This window comes from Streptomyces sp. NBC_00576 (genome assembly GCF_036345175.1).
Taxonomy (GTDB): domain Bacteria; phylum Actinomycetota; class Actinomycetes; order Streptomycetales; family Streptomycetaceae; genus Streptomyces.
Genome location: NZ_CP107780.1, coordinates 1,829,445 through 1,847,239 on the forward strand (window position 1 = coordinate 1,829,445; position 17,795 = coordinate 1,847,239).

Annotated in this window: 15 protein-coding genes; 4 read left to right on the forward strand and 11 right to left on the reverse strand. The window is 71.0% G+C overall.

The annotated features are described in order from the left end of the window. Window positions 1-36 precede the first annotated feature (36 nt). Genes OG734_RS07795 through OG734_RS07815 form a run of 5 tightly spaced genes read right to left on the reverse strand, consistent with a single transcriptional unit; the run spans window position 37 to window position 5,012 of the window. Entirely contained in the window at window positions 37-1,308 is a 1,272-nt protein-coding gene (locus OG734_RS07795) for an ABC transporter substrate-binding protein (RefSeq protein WP_330286733.1), read from the reverse strand. Continuing rightward, window positions 1,305-2,405 (reverse strand): branched-chain amino acid ABC transporter permease, encoded by a 1,101-nt coding sequence (locus OG734_RS07800; RefSeq protein ID WP_330286734.1) that lies wholly within the window; start codon window positions 2,403-2,405, stop codon window positions 1,305-1,307. The genes OG734_RS07795 and OG734_RS07800 overlap by 4 nt, the downstream gene beginning before the upstream one ends. Then, the gene (locus tag OG734_RS07805) at window positions 2,398-3,288 is read right to left on the reverse strand and encodes a branched-chain amino acid ABC transporter permease (protein ID WP_330286735.1); all 891 of its coding nucleotides are present in this window, start codon (window positions 3,286-3,288) and stop codon (window positions 2,398-2,400) included. The genes OG734_RS07800 and OG734_RS07805 overlap by 8 nt, the downstream gene beginning before the upstream one ends. Further along, complete coding sequence (locus tag OG734_RS07810) at window positions 3,285-4,100, reverse strand: ABC transporter ATP-binding protein (RefSeq protein ID WP_443064840.1); 816 nt, start codon at window positions 4,098-4,100, stop codon at window positions 3,285-3,287. Before OG734_RS07810 ends, OG734_RS07805 begins: the two co-directional genes overlap by 4 nt. A gap of 6 nt (window positions 4,101-4,106) precedes the next feature. Then, a complete protein-coding gene (locus tag OG734_RS07815) occupies window positions 4,107-5,012 on the reverse strand; it encodes an ABC transporter ATP-binding protein (protein ID WP_330286736.1) in 906 nt (301 codons plus the stop codon). A 198-nt stretch (window positions 5,013-5,210) separates the two neighbouring features. Between OG734_RS07815 and OG734_RS07820 the strand changes: the two genes are divergently transcribed. Next, window positions 5,211-6,452 carry a PucR family transcriptional regulator gene (locus tag OG734_RS07820; RefSeq protein WP_330286737.1) on the forward strand — a complete coding sequence of 414 codons (1,242 nt, stop codon included), beginning with the start codon at window positions 5,211-5,213 and terminating at the stop codon, window positions 6,450-6,452. Between the two features lie 47 nt (window positions 6,453-6,499). Here the strand turns inward: OG734_RS07820 and OG734_RS07825 are convergent, their stop codons facing one another. After that, complete coding sequence (locus tag OG734_RS07825; protein ID WP_330293600.1) at window positions 6,500-7,618, reverse strand: glycerate kinase; 1,119 nt, start codon at window positions 7,616-7,618, stop codon at window positions 6,500-6,502. 196 nt (window positions 7,619-7,814) lie between these two features. Between OG734_RS07825 and OG734_RS07830 the strand changes: the two genes are divergently transcribed. Together OG734_RS07830 and OG734_RS07835 are read left to right on the forward strand one after the other, a co-directional pair. Beyond that, window positions 7,815-8,894, forward strand: a complete 1,080-nt coding sequence (locus OG734_RS07830; protein ID WP_330286738.1) for an ADP-ribosylglycohydrolase family protein — start codon at window positions 7,815-7,817, stop codon at window positions 8,892-8,894. 51 nt (window positions 8,895-8,945) lie between these two features. Beyond that, complete coding sequence (locus OG734_RS07835) at window positions 8,946-9,437, forward strand: NUDIX hydrolase (RefSeq protein ID WP_330286739.1); 492 nt, start codon at window positions 8,946-8,948, stop codon at window positions 9,435-9,437. Between the two features lie 20 nt (window positions 9,438-9,457). Here OG734_RS07835 and OG734_RS07840 read toward each other — a convergent pair whose 3' ends face one another. Continuing rightward, window positions 9,458-9,664 (reverse strand): DUF2191 domain-containing protein, encoded by a 207-nt coding sequence (locus OG734_RS07840; RefSeq protein WP_330286740.1) that lies wholly within the window; start codon window positions 9,662-9,664, stop codon window positions 9,458-9,460. Window positions 9,665-9,794: 130 nt separating this feature from the next. Between OG734_RS07840 and OG734_RS07845 the strand changes: the two genes are divergently transcribed. Then, window positions 9,795-10,532 (forward strand): SIR2 family NAD-dependent protein deacylase, encoded by a 738-nt coding sequence (locus OG734_RS07845; protein ID WP_330286741.1) that lies wholly within the window; start codon window positions 9,795-9,797, stop codon window positions 10,530-10,532. 11 nt (window positions 10,533-10,543) lie between these two features. Here the strand turns inward: OG734_RS07845 and OG734_RS07850 are convergent, their stop codons facing one another. The 4 genes from OG734_RS07850 to OG734_RS07865 all read right to left on the reverse strand — a co-directional run bounded on the left by OG734_RS07850 (window position 10,544) and on the right by OG734_RS07865 (window position 17,732). Next, window positions 10,544-13,084, reverse strand: coding sequence for a sugar-binding domain-containing protein (locus OG734_RS07850; protein ID WP_330286742.1), 2,541 nt, complete (start codon window positions 13,082-13,084; stop codon window positions 10,544-10,546). Between the two features lie 266 nt (window positions 13,085-13,350). Continuing rightward, on the reverse strand, window positions 13,351-13,842 hold the full coding sequence (locus OG734_RS07855; RefSeq protein ID WP_330286743.1) for a methylated-DNA--[protein]-cysteine S-methyltransferase: 492 nt from the start codon (window positions 13,840-13,842) through the stop codon (window positions 13,351-13,353). 17 nt (window positions 13,843-13,859) lie between these two features. Next, on the reverse strand, window positions 13,860-15,368 hold the full coding sequence (locus OG734_RS07860; RefSeq protein WP_443065071.1) for an AlkA N-terminal domain-containing protein: 1,509 nt from the start codon (window positions 15,366-15,368) through the stop codon (window positions 13,860-13,862). Window positions 15,369-15,752: 384 nt separating this feature from the next. After that, complete coding sequence (locus OG734_RS07865; RefSeq protein WP_330286745.1) at window positions 15,753-17,732, reverse strand: heavy metal translocating P-type ATPase; 1,980 nt, start codon at window positions 17,730-17,732, stop codon at window positions 15,753-15,755. Window positions 17,733-17,795: the final 63 nt, after the last annotated feature.

Consider the following 17,795-nt stretch of genomic DNA (forward strand, 5'->3'; position numbering starts at 1 on the left):
CGGGGCCCTCCGCGTTGCGTGCGGGGTTCTTCGGGCTCACGCGCCCGGCGAGTAGCCCTCCGCGACGGACGACGCCTCGGGCTCCCGTACGACCTTCATGCCTCCTGTCACGCTCTTGTCGGGCTGCAGGATCACGCTCTCCTTGGAGGAGGGGGCCTTGGGGTCGGTGAAGTTCTGCGGGCTGCCGAAACCGACGTCGAAGGCGTTGATCGTCAACAGGGCCTTGTCCACGCCCGCACGCGTGAGGTCCTTGCTCGCGCAGGCCTTCTTCAGGGCCTCGCCGAAGACGGAGGCCGCCGTCCAGCCGGCCACCACACCGTTGTCCAGCGAGTCGCTCGGATACGCGGCCTGGTAGTCGGCCACGAGTTTCTTCGCCTGCGGGGTGTCCGCCCCGATGGGCAGGGACGGGGAGGCGACCCAGTAGTTCTTGGACAGGGCCGGGCCCGCCTGGGTGGCCAGGAGCTGCGGCGCGAAGGCCGAGTTGTTGCCGATGACGGGAACGTCGAAGCCGCCGGCCGCGGCCACGCCGACCAGTGAGGCGGCCTGGCGCGGGCCGGCGCTGATCACGATCGCCTTGACGCCCGCCTGTTTCAACGCGGCGACCTGGGCGGTCATGTCGTTGTCGGTCGGCTTGATCTTCTGTTCGACGACCGTCAGCCCCGATTTCTCCGCCATGTACTTGGCACCGGCCAGGGCGCTCTCCCCGTAGTCCCCCTCGAAGTAGACATGCCCGATCTTGTCGCCCTTCTTGATCCCCTTCTCATTGATCAGGAAGTCGACCGCATTGATCGTCTCAATGTCGTACGTTGACCCGATCACGCGTATGTACGGACTGCCGAGCAGCGAGGCCGCCCACGCCTGTGGCAGCACGAGGACCTTGTCCTGGCCGTCGACGCGCTGTTTCACCGCCGCGACGAACGGCGAGCCGATGAACTGGGCGAAGCCCAGCACCTTCGGTGCCAGTTCCGTGTAGCCGGAGACGGCCTTCTGCGGGTCGTAGCCGTGGTCGCGGACGGTGAGGTCCACCTGGCGGCCACAGACGCCGCCGGCGGCGTTCAGCTGCTTCACGTACAGCTGCTGGGCCTGGGTGACGCTTTTGCCGAGGGTGGCGTAGACCCCGGTCATGTCCGTGAGCGCGCCGAGCGTGATCGTCTTGGCGGACACGCCCACATCGGTCTTGACGCCGCCCGCCGAGGCCGAACCCTTGTCGCCCCCGTCGTCGTCCTTGGCCTTGGAGCTGCACCCGGCCACTGCGAGCAGCACGGCGAGCGCGCCCGCGGCAGCTCGGGCCGCGTATCTCGTGGTCATCGTTCCTCCCCTGGATTGCGTCCGAAGCGGCGCCGGGCGGCCACCCTGACCAGCCCGCCCGGCAGGAAGAGCACCACCGCCACGACGGCGGCGCCGTACAGGTACCGGGACGCCTCGCCCGGTGCGATCCCGCCCGTGCCCGGGTCGGAGACCAGGGGCAGGGCGTCGCTGTAGCGGGTCAGCAGCTGCGGCAGCAGCGAGACGAAGACCGCGCCGACCACCGCCCCGGAGACCGACCCGAGCCCGCCGATGACGATCATGGCGAGGTACTCCAGTGAGAGCGTGATGCCGAAGTAGTCGGGCACGGTCCGCTGGAAGACGAGGGCGAGCAGGACACCGGCCAGCCCCGCGTACATCGAGGACAGGACGAAGACGCCGGCCCGGTAGCGGGCCACGGGCACGCCGATCACCCCGGCGGCGATGCGGTGGTCGCGGATGGCGTTCATGGCCCGCCCGGGCCGCCCGCGCAGGACGCCCCGGGCGAACAGGGCGCAGCCGAGCAGGAGGACGAGTCCGGCGTACCAGAGCTTCTCCGCGGACCCGAACGGCACGTTCGCGACGAGGAGTTCACGGTCGTCGAAGGTGAGGCCGAAGAGGTTCAGCGGCGGTACGTCACGGCCGTTGAAGCCGCCGGTGAGGTCGCGGGCGTTGAACAGCACGTGCTGGCCGATGAAGATCAGGGCGATGGTGGCGATACCGAGGTAGGGGCCGCGCAGGCGCCCGGCGATCGGACTGAACAGGCCGCCCGCGGCGCCCGCGACCAGCGTGGCCAGCACCACCGCGAGCCAGGTCGGCAGTCCGAGCCCGCTCAGGCCGTCGCCCCCGTCCGCGGCGAACACGCAGTAGCTGTAGGCGCCGACCGCGAGGAAGAAGGCGTGGCCCATGGACAGCTGTCCCGTGGCGCCGGTGAGGAGGTTGATGCCGATGGCTCCGATCGCGGCGGCCATGGCGAACAGGCCCGCCTGGAGCCAGAAGCGGTCCAGGTAGAACGGGAGGGCGAGGAGCAGCAGGGTGCCCGCGGCGATCGCGTACGTACGCGCGTCCGGCCGTCGGAGCGCGCGCCGGGGTTCGGCCGTGCCGGCGAGGACGTCAGACACGGGCCAGCTCCTTGGTGCCGAAGAGCCCGGCGGGCCGGACGAGCAGGATCACGACCATGACCAGATAGGGCGCGAGGTCGCCGAGGCCCCGGCCCATGAAGGCCAGGTCGCTCTGGTAGCCGGTGGCGAGGGACTCGGTGACGCCGACCACCAGGCCGCCGACGAGGGCGCCGGTCGTGGAGTCGAGTCCCCCGAGGATGGCTGCGGGGAAAGCCTTGAGCGCGGCGAGGGAGGTGGCCCGTTCCAGGCCCGGGGTAGGGAAGACGGTGAGGAACAGGGCGGCGACGGCCGCGAGTCCGCCCGCGACTGCCCAGGCGCCCAGCGAGACCCGGCCCAGTCTGACCCCCATGAGGGCCGCCGTCTCCGTGTTCTCGGCCGCCGCCCGCATCGCCACGCCCCAGGAGGTGTACCGGAAGGCGAGCAGGAAGGCGGTGATGAGCAGGGCCGCGGCGACGAAGGCGGCGATCCGGGTGTGCGCGAGCGAGATCGGGCCGAGGGTGAGGACGGCGTCGCCCCAGGGGTCGCCGAGCGCGAGGACGTCCGTACCGAGGCGGCGGGTGAGTTCGGTGGTCAGCAGGATGTCGACGCCGATGGTGACGATGGCCAGCACACTGTGGTCGCCGCCCCGGGCGCGGCGCATCACCAGGAACTCCACTGCCGCGCCGACGAGCGCGGCACCGGCGATTCCCGCCAGCAGCGCGGGCCAGAAGCCGATGTCGTCGTGGAGGGAGGCGGTGACATAGCCGCCGGCCAGCAGCAGTGAGGCGTGCGCGAAGTTGACGACCTCCGTGGCCCGGAAGATCACGACGAAGCCGAGGGCGATCAGGGCGTAGACGCTGCCCATGGAGATGCCGTTGAGAAGCAGCTCGGCGAAGGTGCTCACGGGGTGGCCTCCTCGCCGAGATAGGCGCGTACGACCTCCGGGTCGTTCTGTACGTCCGCCGGGGCCCCGTCCGCGATCAGCCGGCCGAAGTCCAGGACCGTGACCGTGTCCGCGAGTCTCATCACCACCCCCATGTCGTGCTCCACCAGGACGATCGAGATGCCGAGACTGTCGCGGACCCCGGCGATGACGGCCGCGACCCGGCGCCGTTCGTCGGCGGTCATCCCGGCCACCGGTTCGTCGAGGAGCAGCAGCCGTGGCTCCATGCACAGGGCCCGGGCGAGTTCCGCGAGCTTCTGCTGCCCGTAGGGCAGGGAACCGGCCGGGCGTCTCAGCTGCTCCTCCAGGCCGACGAACTCGGCGATCTCCCGCACGCGCGCGCGGTGCCTGCGTTCCTCGTGCGCCGCCGACGGCAGCCGAAGTCCGGCGGCGACGAAGCCGGTCCTGGTCAGCCGGTGGCGGCCGAGCAGCAGGCTGTCCTCGACGGTGGCGTGGGGCGGCAGGGCGAGGTTCTGGAAGATACGGGCGACACCGAGGCCGGCGATGCGGTGCGGGGGCATGCCGGTCAGCTCGTGCTCTCCGAAGCGGACACTGCCGGAGGTGGCCCGGTAGACACCGGACAGCACGTTGAAGCAGGTGGACTTGCCCGCGCCGTTGGGGCCGATGAGGGCGTGGACGGTGCCGGGGCGGACTGTGAAGCTGACGTCGTCGAGGGCGAGGAGGCCGGCGAAGCGGACAGTGAGGTGGTCAACGTTGAGGGCGGGCACGGCGTGGGCGTCAATGGTGGACGTCGGTCCGTCAAGTCTGGTCAATGTGGATCAGCCCTCCCATCTGGTCAACCTCGGCATGGAGCGCGTCAAGCCGGGCGCCCCCGCTCCACCCGTCGCCCCTGCCGCGTCCGCCGCCGCGTCCTCGTCCACCACGCCCAGGTAGCGGCGCCGCACCTCGTCGGAGGCGGCGAGTTCCGTGCAGGGGCCGGAGAGGGTGACTTCGCCGACCTCCAGGACGTACGCCTGGGTGGCCAGCCGGAGAGCCAGGGCCGCGTTCTGTTCGACGAGCAGGACGGAGGTGCCCTGGGCGTTTATCTCGCGCACGGTGTCGGCGATGCGCGCGGCCATCAGCGGGGCCAGGCCGAGCGACGGCTCGTCGAGGAGCAGGACCCTGGGGGCGGCCATCAGGGCACGGGCGACGGCCAGCATCTGCTGCTCGCCGCCCGACAGCAGCCCGGCGCGCTGCTGGGCGCGGTCGGCGAGGACGGGGAACAGTTCGTGCACGCGGTGCAGGGCTGCGGCCCGTTCCACACGTCCGCCGCGCGCGCCAAGGGCTCCGGCGCGCAGATTGTCGGCGACGGTCATCCGGGCGAACACCCGCCGCCCTTCCGGTACTTGGGACACCCCGGCGGCCACCACCCGGTCGGGGGCGAGCGCGTCGATCCGGCGTCCGCCGAGGGTGACGGTGCCGCCGGTCGTCGCCCCGCCCTGGAAGGAGAGGGTGCGGCTGATGGCGCGCAGCAGCGTGGACTTTCCGGCGCCGTTGCCGCCCAGCACCGTCACGACGGCCGCCTCGGGCACTTCCAGCGACACCTGCCGAAGGGCGCGCACGGGCCCGTACCCGACCGACAGATCCCGTACGACGAGATCGGCGCCGCCCGGAGAGCTGCCCGAAGACCTGCGCGGAGATCCGCCCGCGAAACCGCTCGGAGATCCCCTTGTTCCGCCGCCCATGGCGTCCGCTCCCTCCCGCACACCCGTCCGGTGTGGCGCTCAGCCCAGCACCGGGGCGGGCGTCCGTCCACGGGTCGCGGCCGAAACTCCGCCGAAACGTGGCCGGAGACCAGCGGACTCCGCCGCCCGTTGTGCACGCGCACAACGCTGCGTGTCAGGGGCCTGCCGAAGGGGCGCGGAGGGTGGCATCCTCCGCTCATGGGACCGCGCAGAAGGCGTACGGGTCATGACTGGCAGGTGCTCGCCGAGGCTTGCGCGGCGCTGCTGGAACGGGTGCCGGAGCTGGTGGACGAACATGTGCGGCAACTGTCGGAGCACTCCCCCGTCTACGGCCAGGTCCTCCCGCACGACCAGCAGTGGCGGGAGGCGGAGGAGGCGATGCGGATCGGCATCGGGACGATCTCCGCGCCCCGGGGCTCACCGCGCCGCGACCTGGAGTACGCGGAGGACGCGGGCCGACGCCGCGCCCAGCAGGGGCTGCCGCTGGAACTGCTGGTGCACGCGTACCGGAGTGCGGGCTATCTGGTGTGGGACGCGCTGCTGGAGGGCGCCGGCGGCCAGGAACCGGAGCGGCTCGGCGTCCTGATGCGGTCGGCGACCCTTGTGTGGGCGGCGATCGACGCACAGGCGGCGGTGGCGTCGGAGGCGTACCGGGCGACCGAGATGGAGTTACGGCGGCGTACGGACGAGCAGTTGCAGGCGTTACTGGACGCGCTGCTCGACGGCCAGGAGTCGCCGGGGCTGGCCGCCAGGGCCGCGGCGGGGCTCGATCTGCCTGAGCGGGGCGCGTACGCGGTGGTGGTGCTGCGGGCGGAGCGGCGGGACCCCCGGGAGGCCTTCCACCGGCCGTTACGGGGCGCCGGGTACCGGTTCGTGTGGCGGATGCGGGCCGACCGGGAGGTGGGCGTGGTGCTGCTGGGGCCCGACCAGGGGCTCGACGCGGTGGCGCAGGCGCTGAGCGGGCGGTGCTCGGGGGCGGGCGGGATCAGTCCCGTCGTGCCGGGGCTGGCGGAGCTGGGGCGTGCCCGGCGGCTGGCCGAACTGGCGTTGCGCACCTGCCCGCCGGACGCGAGCGAGGTCGTACGGCTGGATCAGCGGATGCCGACGGCGCTGGTGGTGAGTCAGCCGGAACTCGCGAACCGGCTGGTGTCGGCCGTCTTCGGCGCCCTGGTCGGGCTGGAGCCCGCCGACCGGGAAGTGCTGCTGGAGACGCTGGACGTGTGGCTGGCCTGCGAGGGGTCGGCGGGACGGGCGGCCGGGCGGCTGTACTGCCACCGCAACACCGTGTTCAACCGGCTGCGGCGGCTGGAGCAGCTGACGTCCAGGTCACTGGCCAGACCACGCGATCTGATCGAGCTGACGCTGGCCCTGGACGCGTACCGGTTGTCGGGACCGGCGGGCGCGCCGGAGGAGGCCGCGCGGCTCGCGGGGAACGGGTGATCCCGAGAGGGATCACCCCTCGGCCTCCGACCAGCCTTGGGCCGGCCTCAGACCAGGAAGTCCCGTCCGATGTTCTCCGCGACCCGCTCCAGGATCGGTCCGGCGTCGGCGATGCACTTCGCGAGGTCCGGCTCGAGCTCCGTCAGGGGGTACGCGCGTCGGATGCCGGCCCGGCCCAGAGCCTCCGGGCGCAGGGCGAGGCGTCCACAGACCGCGATGACCTCGCGGCCCTGAGCCCGGGCCGCCGCCGCCACGCCGGCCGGGGCCTTGCCGTGCAGGGTCTGTTCGTCGAGGGAGCCCTCGCCGGTGATCACCAGCGTGGCACGGTCCAGGGCGGGCGCGAAGCCGAGGACGTCGAGCATGACCTCGATGCCGGGCCGGAACCGGGCGCCGAGAACCAGGGCGCCGTAACCGATGCCACCGGCGGCACCCGCACCCGGCGCGGCGGCGTACCCGGCGGCCTTCGAGCCGATCGCCGTCTCCAGGATCTTCGCGTAGTGCGCGAGAGCCTCGTCCAGGGCGGCCACATCGTCCGGGGAGGCGCCCTTCTGCGGGCCGTACACCGCGGGCGCGCCCGTCGGCCCGGTCAGCGGGTTGTCCACATCGCTGGCCAGCACGAGATCGACGTCCGCGAGGCGGGTGTCGAGGCCCGAGAGGTCGGCCGTGGCGAGTCCGTCCAGCCCACCGCCCCCGGGCGGCAGCGGTTCGCCGTCGGCGTCCAGGAAGCGCGCGCCGAGCGCGGACAGCATGCCCGCGCCCCCGTCGGTGGTGGCGCTGCCGCCGACCCCGAAGACGATCGTGCGCGCCCCCGCGTCCAACGCGGCCCGAAGCAGTTCCCCGGAGCCGTACGTCGATGCCGTGAGCGGTGCGAAGACGCCCGAGGGCAGCCGCTGCAGCCCGCTGGCCTCCGCCATCTCCACCACCGCGGTGTCGCCGCGCAGCGCGAACGCGGCCGTCACCTCGTGCCCGAGCGGCCCCGCGACCCGTACCTCACGCCGTTCGAATCCGGCGGCCACCGCGGCGGCCACGGTCCCGTCGCCACCGTCGGCCACGGGAAGCGCCTCGATCTCGACACCGGGGGCTGCCTTGCGCAGTCCGGCAGTCACCCGCTCGGCGACCTCCACAGCCGTCAGCGATCCCTTGAACTTGTCGGCGGCGATCAGCACCCGCGCCGTCCGCACACCTGTCCCATTCGCCGTAACCGCAGCGTCCGCCACCCTGTATTCCCCTTGCTCTCGGCCCCGTACATGTCAGGGCAGTCGCGCCGCTGCGACCTTAACCGCAGGAGACCCGCCACGTCATGCCTTCCCGGCCGCTCACAGCCAGGGCACCACCGGCAGCAGATGGTGGTAAACCGGAGGGATGACCGCTGTGGGCACCGCCACCGGACAGGCCGACCGTGTTCTCGGCGGCTGGCTGGGCCGGATCGCGGGAAACATGCTCGGCAAGCCGGTCGAGCGGGGCGACTACTGGACGCGCGACCGCATCGACCGCTATCTGCGGCTGACCGGCGCCGTGCCGCTCACCGACTATCTGCCGGAGCCCCCGGCAGGGAGCGAAGGCGACGGCTTCGAACTGCGCCCCGAGTGGCGTCAGTGCGTACGCGGCCGGATCCACGGCAGCTGCCGTGACGACGACGTCGACTACGCGATCCTCGGTCTGGACCTGCTGGAGACGCGCGGTTTCGACTTCAGCACCGAGCAGGTCGGCGAACTGTGGCTGCTGCGGCTGCCGTTCCTCCAGACGTTCACGGCGGAACGCGCCGCCTATCGCAACCTCGCGGCCGGTCTCAAGCCGCCGCTGACCGCCACGTACGACAACCCGTACCAGGAATGGATCGGCGCCCTGATCCGCGCCGACATCTACGGCTGGACCTGTCCGGACGACCCCCACCGCGCCGCATACCTCGCCCGCAGGGACGCCGTCCTCTCCCACACGGGCAACGGCGTGTACGGGGCGATGTTCGCTGCGGCACTGATCTCGGCGGCGTTCACGGCACCCACTGTGCGTCACGCCCTGGACACGGCGCTGACGGTCATCCCGGCGAGCAGCCGCCTGGCCCGTACGGTGCGCCGCGTCGTGGCGCTGCACGAAACCCGACTGACCTGGGAGGACACGCTCACTACGGTCGCCGAGGAGACCGCCGGGCTCGGCTGGATCCACGCGGTGCCGAACATCGCCGTCCTCACCGCCGGGCTGCTGTACGGCGACGGCGACTTCACCCGCACGATCACACTGACCGTCCGGGGCGGCCTGGACACCGACTCGAACGGCGCGACCGCGGGCTCGGTGGCCGGCGTGCTGTGCGGCGCGCAGGCGATCCCGAGCCAGTGGAAGGACCCGCTGGAGGACACGGTACGCAGCGCGGTGTTCGGCTTCGACGGCGTACGGATCAGTGAACTGGCGGAGCGGACCATGCGGTTGGGACACCCGCAGGTGTGATGGAACCCCGACGGCCCCTTTTACTCCCTTTCCCCTGGTTACGCTTCCCGGGTGACCATTCAAGACTTCGCCACATACATCGCCGGCCTGCCCCGTGTGCTGGCCGGCGCCGCCGCGCTCTTCCGTGACGCCGACGGACGGGTCCTGCTCGTCGAGCCCAACTACCGTGAGGGCTGGGCCCTTCCGGGCGGCACGATCGAGTCGGACGACGGGGAGACCCCGCGCCAGGGTGCGCGCCGGGAGACCCTTGAGGAGATCGGCCTCGACCGGGAACTCGGCCGCCTGTTGGCCGTCGACTGGGTCCACATCGCGGGCCACCCGCCGCTGGTGGCATATCTGTACGACGGTGGCGTCCTCGACGAGGACGAGCTCAAGTCGATCACGTTGCAGGAGGAGGAGCTGCTGTCGTGGCGGCTCGTAGCACGCGAGGACCTCTCCGAGTACCTCCAGGGCTCACTGGGCCGCCGGGTCCTGCATGCCCTCGACGTCCTGGCGGAGGGCGCGGGAACGGTGGAACTGGAGAACGGCCACCGGGTGGCCTGACGAGCGCCCCAGGCCGGGGTTCAGCCCTGGACGTCCGGCGGCTTCACAGCGTCCGCCGCCCGCCGTGTGTCGTCGCGCTCGACGACCCGGGCCTCCGTGCGGTGGCCACGCGCGATGTAGTCCCGGACGACGAGCTCGACGGCGTCCTGCGGGTTCCCGACGCCCGCGAGGACCATGACTTCGACGACGAGTTCGGCGTCGAGCGAGACGGAGACCTTGGCTGCCATGCGCGGACACTAACACCGAGCATGCGTTCGTACACCGGTGCGGCGGCTACGGTCACGACCCCGGCCGCCGCCACGGCCTGGGGCCGTTAACCAGTCGCCGCCCCGAACGCCGGGATCTACCCTCGGCAACATGACCAAGCCCCTCGTCGCCGTCCTCAGCGGCGCCGGTATCTCGACCGATTCCGGGATCCCCGACTATCGCGGACCGAACGGCCTGTGGCGGCGCGATCCCGAGGCCGAGAAGCTCGTGACGTACGACTACTACATGGGCGATCCCGAGATCCGGCGCCGTTCCTGGCAGATGCGGCGCCAGAACCGGACCCTTCGGGCCGAGCCCAACGCCGCGCATCTGGCCGTGGCGGAGCTGGAGCGGGCCGGGGTGCCCGTGCGGGTGATCACACAGAACGTGGACGGGCTGCACCAGCTCGCCGGGATGCCGGCCCGCAAGGTGCTCGAACTGCACGGCACCGCACGGGAGTTCGTGTGCACCGAGTGCCATGCGCGCGGGCCTATGGAGGACGCCCTCGCCCGGGTCGAGGCCGGAGAGGACGATCCGCCGTGCCTGAAGTGCGGCGGGATTCTCAAGTCGGCGACCGTCATGTTCGGTCAGCGGCTCGACCCGGTCGTCCTCGGCGACGCGCTCGCCATCACCAAGGCCTGCCAGGTGTTCATCGCCGTCGGGACGAGTCTCCAGGTCCAGCCCGCCGCAGGGCTCGCCGGTGTCGCCGCCGATCACGGGGCCCGGTTGGTCATCGTCAACGCCGAGCCGACCCCGTACGACGACCGGGCCGACGAGGTCGTACGGGAGCCGATCGGCACGGCACTGCCCCGACTGCTGCGCGGACTGAGGGAGTCCGGGGCAGCCTAGGAGCGTGAAGGTCATAGCGGCGGGGGTTCAGTGAGCCCTCCCGTCGTCGTGACAGGTGTGGACGTGACCGTCACCGTGGCGGCGGCCAGGCCACCGCGAGTGGCGCGGAGCGTGATGGCACCAGCAGTGCGCGTCGTCCGTACGAAGACTCGGTTGATACCCGCTTCCGTGCTGACGTAGGACTGGAACACGCTGTACGGGATGCCCGCGTTGTGGCCGCCGAGCAGTTTCGCCGGGCCGGTGATCGTGAAGTCCACCCGGGCCTGGTCGGTCGGTACGCGGCGGCCCGCCGAGTCCACCGCCTCGACGTCGATCATCGCCACGTCGGTGCCGTCGGCCTTCAGACCGTCTGCGGAGACGTGTGCCGTGAGGCGGAGGGCGACCGGGGTGCCCGTCGTCTGTTTCTGGGCGCGGGTCAGTTCGGTGCCTGCCGGGTCGTAGCCCACGGCGGTGATCGTGCCGGACTGCCACGTGACGTTGGTGAAGGTGTGCAGGAAGTCGTACTGCGGGGAGGTGGACGTACCGACCGCCCTGCCGTTGACCAGCAGGTCCACCCTGGCGACGCCCGCGGCCATGACGTACACCGTCTTCACCGTGCCGGACGGGTAGGTCCAGTGGCCGACGATGTGCAGGTCCGGGGTCGGGCTCTGCATGACGCGGTGGGTGTAGTAGGTCTCCTTGGGGATGCGGACCGCGTCGACCCGGCCGGAGAGGCGGCATGTCTCCCAGTTGTACTGGCGGCCGTGCTGGTTGGAGTCCGCCCAGGTCAGGGCCGCCGCCCCGGAGTAGCGCTTGTTCCCCGGGCCTTGGATGCGCTGGCTCCAGAACTCGTAGCGGGTGCTCGCGGCGACGGTGGCGGCGAAGTCCTCCGAGGTCCAGTGGTAGGTGACGTCCGGGCCGGTGACGTAGCCGAAGTCGGGTGGGGAGGCGGTGTCCCAGACGCGGCGCGGGGCCTCGTCGCGGGTGAACTCGGACTCGATGAGCGGCATGCGGTCGCGAGCGTAGTCGCTGTAGTGACGGTTGAGCATCGTGCCGATGTACTCGCACTGGTCCACGGCCGCCGTGCCGCCGTAGGCGGAGTTGTCGGATGTGGCCCGGGAGCCGATCGCGCGCATGCCGCTGGGGTCCCAGGTCTGCTTCAGGGCGCGCATCTGCTGCTGGTGGTCGGCGGTCAGCCAGTTGTTGCCGGACTCCCAGAACAGGATGCTCGGGCTGTTGCGGAAGTAGATCATCACGTCCCGCATGGCCGCGAGGCGCTGGTCCCACTGCACACCGGTGGCGTCGGCCTCCTTGTCCCCGGCGGGCTGGACCGACACCAGCCCGTACCGGTCGGTCATCCGGATGTTCGCGGGCTGCGCGGCGAGGTGCATCCACCGGATCAGGTTGGCGTTGCTCTCCCGGATGAGCCGCCCGTCGTGGTCGCGCAACCACTCGGGTACGGCGTCCCCGAGGACCGCCCACTCGTTGGTGGCGCGCTGGGCGTACCCGGTGAGGAAGATCTGCTGGTCGTTGATGTAGACGCCGCCGGTGCTCGCCCCGCCACGGAACTCGGCCTTCCGGAAACCGGTGCGGACCGTGTACGTGTCCACGACCGTCGTCCCCTCCGCGAGCGTCAACCGCACGGTGTAGAGGGCGGGGTACGACGGTGACCAGAAGTTCAGCCTGCTGATCCGGCTGCCGACCTTGAAGACATGACTGGTCCCGGCGGCAAGCGTCACCGTCGAGGCGGGCAGCGTGCCCGCCAACGCGCCCTGTTCGTCGAGGACTTCGGCCGACACCGACAACGTCCGGGACCGGTTCTCCCCATTGCTGATCTGCGCTTCCGCGTTGATCGTCGCGGTGTGGCCGGAGACGTTGACGGCGGACGGGTAGACGTAGGTCCCCGTGGTGCCCAGGTTGCTGTAGAGCGGGAGCGTGAAGTGGGTCTTCGGGACGACATGCAGGATGACGTTCCTGGTGAGACCGCCGAAGGTGGGGTTGAAGTCCCGGGTGTCCCACTGGAAGGGCATCCCGGTGGCGGCCTCGGGCCGCCACTTGGTGTTGTCCGCGCAGATCGCGAGTACGTTGTCGGCGCCGAACAGGACCTCGTCGGTGAGGTCGAAGCCGAAGGGGGTGACGCCGGCCTCGTAGCTGCCGATCAGGGTGCCGTTCAGGTAGACCGTCGCCGCCTGCCGGATGCCCTCCAGTTCGAGGATCACCTGGTGGCCCGCATGCTCGGTCGATAACTGAAAGCGCTTGCGGTACCAGGTGGGTTGCATCGCCACCGAGGACTCGCCCGAGCTGCCGATCCAGTTGTCAAAGGAGTCCACGTCGTTGTAGGTGTGCGGCACGCTGACCACGGACCACGCTGAGTCGTCGAACGCGATCCCTTCGGCGCCGGCGATGTTCGACTTGATGAACCGCCAGTCGAGATTCAGACCGAAAGTCTGCCGCTCAGCGGCCTCGACCTGCGCCGCCAGGGCGGCACCACTCGCCGGGAGGGTCACCGCACCCGCACCCACGGCGACCCCTTGCAGCACACGACGCCTGCTCACACCGTCAGCTGTGGACATCGGCCCACCCCCAGACCATCGATACGAACCATTGTCAGGAACGCGACAGAAAGCGCTTCCCATCATGCGCCGAGGTGTTACGGGCGACAAGGTGCGGGACGAAGGTCGTTCAGGTGGATGCGGGGGCGGAAGACGCAGGAAGGCCAGGAGGGGGTGAGAGGGCCCGGGAGGGCTGAGAGGGCTGGAAGGGGTCAGAGGGGCCGAGAGGGCCGAGATGGCCGGAACGGGTCAGAAGGGGTCAGAAGGGCCGGGAGTGCTGGAAGGGGCTAGAAGAGCACCGCCCCGCGTTCGCCTCGTTCGAAGTCCAGCAGCCGCTGCTTGCGCTCCAGACCGCCCCCGTACCCGGTGAGGCTGCCATCGGCGCCGACCACGCGGTGACAGGGCACGATGATGCCGACCGGGTTCTTGCCGTTGGCGAGGCCCACGGCACGGGACGCCTTCGGATTGCCGAGGGCGTCGGCGAGTTCGCCGTACGAGCGCGTCTCGCCGTACGGGATTCGGCACAGCTGCTCCCAGACGCTGCGCTGGAAGTCCGTGCCGGGCAGCCGGAGTTCGAGGGTGAACTCCCTCAACTCGCCCGCGAAGTAGGCCTTCAGCTGATCGACCGTTTCCCCGAAAGGTGTGTCGTCGCGTGCGCCGAAGTTCTCCTCGGGTGGGCGGTGACGCTGGTCGACCATGTAGAGACCACAGAGGACTCCGTCGTCGGCTACGAGTGTGAGGAGGCCGTACGGGCTGTCGATGACCGTGTGCTGTTTCACTGCCGCTCCTGACGTCCTTATACCGGGAGGAAGTTGATCGGGTGACTGTCCGTCGCCCACAGATACTGGACCGCGTACGCCCGCCACGGCCGCCACTCCGCCGCACGCGCGGTGAGCGCTGCCGGTGTCGACGGAAGACCCAACTCCTGGGCCGCCCGCCGGATTCCGAGGTCCGTGGGGAGAAACGCGTCGGGATCGCCGAGGGCACGCATGGCGATGACGTCGGCCGTCCAGGGGCCGAAGCCAGGGAGGGCGAGGAGCCGGGCGCGGGCCTGAGGCCAGTCGCTCTCGACACCCAAGTGGAGGGTTCCGTCGGCTAGTTGGTCGACGAGGTTGGTGAAAGTGATCCGCCGGGTGCGGGGCATGGCCAGGGAATCGGGGTCGAGGGCGGCCAGTGCCTGCGGAGTCGGGAAGAGGTGGCTGAGGCCTCCCTCCGGATCGTCCACCGGGTCGCCGTACGCCGTGACGAGACGGGCCGCGTGAGTACGGGCGGCGGCCGTCGAGACCTGCTGACCGAGCACCGCCCGTACGGCGAACTCCGCCTCGTCGACCGTGCGCGGGACTCGTCGCCCCGGGGCCTTCGCGACCAGCGGCGCCAGCACCGGATCCGTACGCAACAGCTCGTCGACCGCGACCGGATCCGCGTCCAGGTCGAGCATCCGGCGGCAACGGCTGATGGCGACGGGCAGGTCACGCAGGTCGCTGAGGGTGAGGCGGCACGCGATGTGGTCGGGCTTCGGAGTGAGGGCGACGATGCCGTGTCCGTACGGGAGGCGCAGGGTGCGGCGGTATGCGCCGTCGCGCCATTCCTCCACGCCGGGTACGGCGGTCGCGGCGAGGTGACCGAAGAGGTTGTCGGGGTTGAGCGGGGCACGGAAGGGGAGGCGGAGGTTCAGCGCGGCCGGGGTACTGACGGCCGCGCTCACCGTGCTCGTACGGCCCGGATCCGCATCGGCGCGTGGCTTCGGAAGGCGGTCGCGGAGCTCGCTCGGGGAGAGGGCGAAGACCTCGCGAACGGTGTCGTTGAAGGTGCGGATCGAGGCAAAGCCCGCCGCGAAGGCGATCTCCGCCATGGGCAGCGCGGTCGTCTCGACGAGGAGCCGCGCGGTCTGGGCGCGCTGCGCCCGGGCGAGGGCCAGCGGGCCGGCGCCCAGTTCGGCGAGGAGTTGTCGTTCGATCTGCCGGGTGCTGTAGCCGAGGCGGGCAGCGAGGCCGGGGACGCCCTCGCGGTCCACGATCCCGTCACCGATCAACCGCATCGCGCGCGCCACGAGGTCGGCGCGCTGGTTCCACTCCGGCGAGCCGGGGCTGGTGTCGGGACGGCACCGCTTGCAGGCCCGGAATCCTGCCTGCTGGCAAGCCGCCGCGCTCGGGTAGAAGGTCATGTTCTCGGGCTTGGGCGGCACCACCGGGCAGCTGGGCCGACAGTAGATTCGGGTGGTCGTGACTGCCGTGAAGAACCAGCCGTCGAAGCGCGCGTCCTTGGACTGGACGGCACGTACGCAGCGCTCGGTGTCGGTGTGCATCGCGTTCCGCATACGTCCAGCATCGGGGACGGGCCAAGCCAGGGCTGGCGGAAATCCGACATCAGGGTGGCGTGTCCAGGGACGCTCCGGATCAATTTCCGTCCCTCGTCGAGGACTGGGTGGCTTATTGGCTCGCTGATCCACTGGTCCACTGGCTGACCCACTCAGTCACTCGCTGGGTCGCTGGCTGATCGTTTGCCCCGCCGGCCCGCTCACTGGCTGAGCCAATGGGCCGCCGGCCCACTGACTCACTGACTCACTGGCTCACTGGCTCACTGGCTCACTGGCTGATCCACTAGCCCACTCCCCGGCCCACTCACCGGCTGAGCCACTGAGCCACTGAGCCTCTGAGCCACCGGCCCTCTGAGCCACCAACTCGCTGACTCACTCACTCGCCGCACCCCGCCAGGCCGCCTCCCGCAGCAGCCGCAGCCCGTTGAGGCCGACCAGGACGGTCGAGCCCTCGTGGCCCGCGACGCCGAGCGGGAGCGGCAGCGTGCCGATCAGGTCCCAGGCGACGAGGCAGGCGATGAACACGCCTGCGATCACCAGATTCTGCACGACCACGCGTCCGGCGCGCCGGGAGAGAGCGATCACGGCGGGCACGGTGGTGAGCTCGTCCCGCACGATCACCGCGTCCGCGGTCTCCAGCGCGAGGTCGGAACCCGCCCGGCCCATGGCCACGCCGGTGTGGGCGGCGGCCAGCGCCGGGGCGTCGTTGACACCGTCCCCGACGACCAGCACCCTGCGCCCGGCTGCCTCCAACTCCCTTACCGCGTCCAGTTTCTGCTGGGGAAGCAGCCCAGCCCGTACGTCCTTGATCCCGACCTCGGCGGCCAGCCGGGCGGCGGCTCGCGGGTTGTCGCCGGTCAGCAACACGGGTGCGGTGCCGGTGAGTTCGGTGAGCGAGGCGACGGTGGCGGCGGCGCCGGGACGCAGGCGGTCGGCGAGACCGAGCACTCCGACGGGCACCTCGTCGACGACGACCAGGACCGCCGTACGACCGGACGCCTCAACCTCCTCGACCAGCAGCCGAGTTGGCGAGCCGTCCAGCACACCGGCTCTGTCCAGCAGGCGTTCCGGTGCCCCTACCGCGACCGCGCGCCCGTCCACGACCGCCGTCACACCCACTCCGGACGTCGAGTCGAAGTCCTCTGCGACGGCCGGCGTCGCGAGCCCACGTTCACGCGCCGCCTCCACCACGGCCCGGGCCAGCGGATGTTCGCTCGGGTGCTCTGCCGCCGCCGCGAGCGCCAGAAGTCCGTCCTCGTCCAGGTCGGATCCAGGCAGCAGTCGTACTTCCGTCACCCACGGCGTGCCCTCGGTGAGCGTGCCCGTCTTGTCGAAGGCGACGGCGTCGATCTGCCCGAGGCGTTCCATCACCACCGCCGACTTGACCAGGACGCCGTGCCGCCCGGCGTTGGCGATCGCCGAGAGCAGTGGCGGCATGGTGGCGAGCACGACCGCGCAGGGCGAGGCCACGATCATGAAGGTCATGGCGCGCAGCAGGGCGTCGGTGAGGTCCGTACCGAAGGCGAGCGGTACCGAGAACACGGCGAGGGTGGCGGCGACCATGCCGAGCGAGTAGCGCTGCTCGACCTTCTCGATGAACAGCTGGGTGGGTGCCTTGGTCTCGGACGCCTCCTCGACCATCCGCACGATCCGGGCGATCACCGAGTCGGAGGCGTCTCGTTCGACCCGTACACGCAGGGCGCCGGTGCCGTTGAGGGTGCCGGCGAAGACCTCGTCCCCCGGCTCCTTCGGCGCGGGCAGCGGTTCGCCGGTGATGGTCGCCTGGTCGACCTCGCTAGCGCCGTCCAGTACGCGGCCGTCGGCGCCGACGCGTTCTCCGGGGCGTACGAGGATGGTGTCGCCGACGGTCAACTCCTCGACGGAGACGGCCGCTTCGCCGCCCTCCGCATCCAACCGAGTCGCCGTGGCAGGGGCCAGGTCGAGGAGGCCGCGTACCGAGTCTGCGGTGCGGGCGGTGGCCAGGGCCTCCAGGGCGCCGGAGGTCGCGAAGATGACGATCAGCAGGGCGCCGTCCATGACCTGGCCGATCGCGGCGGCACCGAGGGCGGCGACGATCATCAGCAGGTCGACGTCGAGAGTCCGTTCCCGCAGAGCCTTCAGGCCTTCCCAGCCGGGCTCCCAGCCGCCGCCGGCGTACGCCAGCGCGTAGAGCGCGCCCCAGGTCCAGGTGGGCGCGCCGGTCAGCTGCAGGGGCAGCGCGAGCAGGAAAAGGGCGGTGGCCGCGGTGGCCCAGCGAGCTTCGGGGAGCGCGAGGACGCGGGTGCGGCGCCGGGGTGCGGTGAGGACGGCGGACGACGGGGCGACCGGAGACGGGGTGAGAGTGGCAGACACCCGAGCACCATACAGGAACACATGAACACTCATTCATTCGTTCATATGCGATGAGTAAGATAC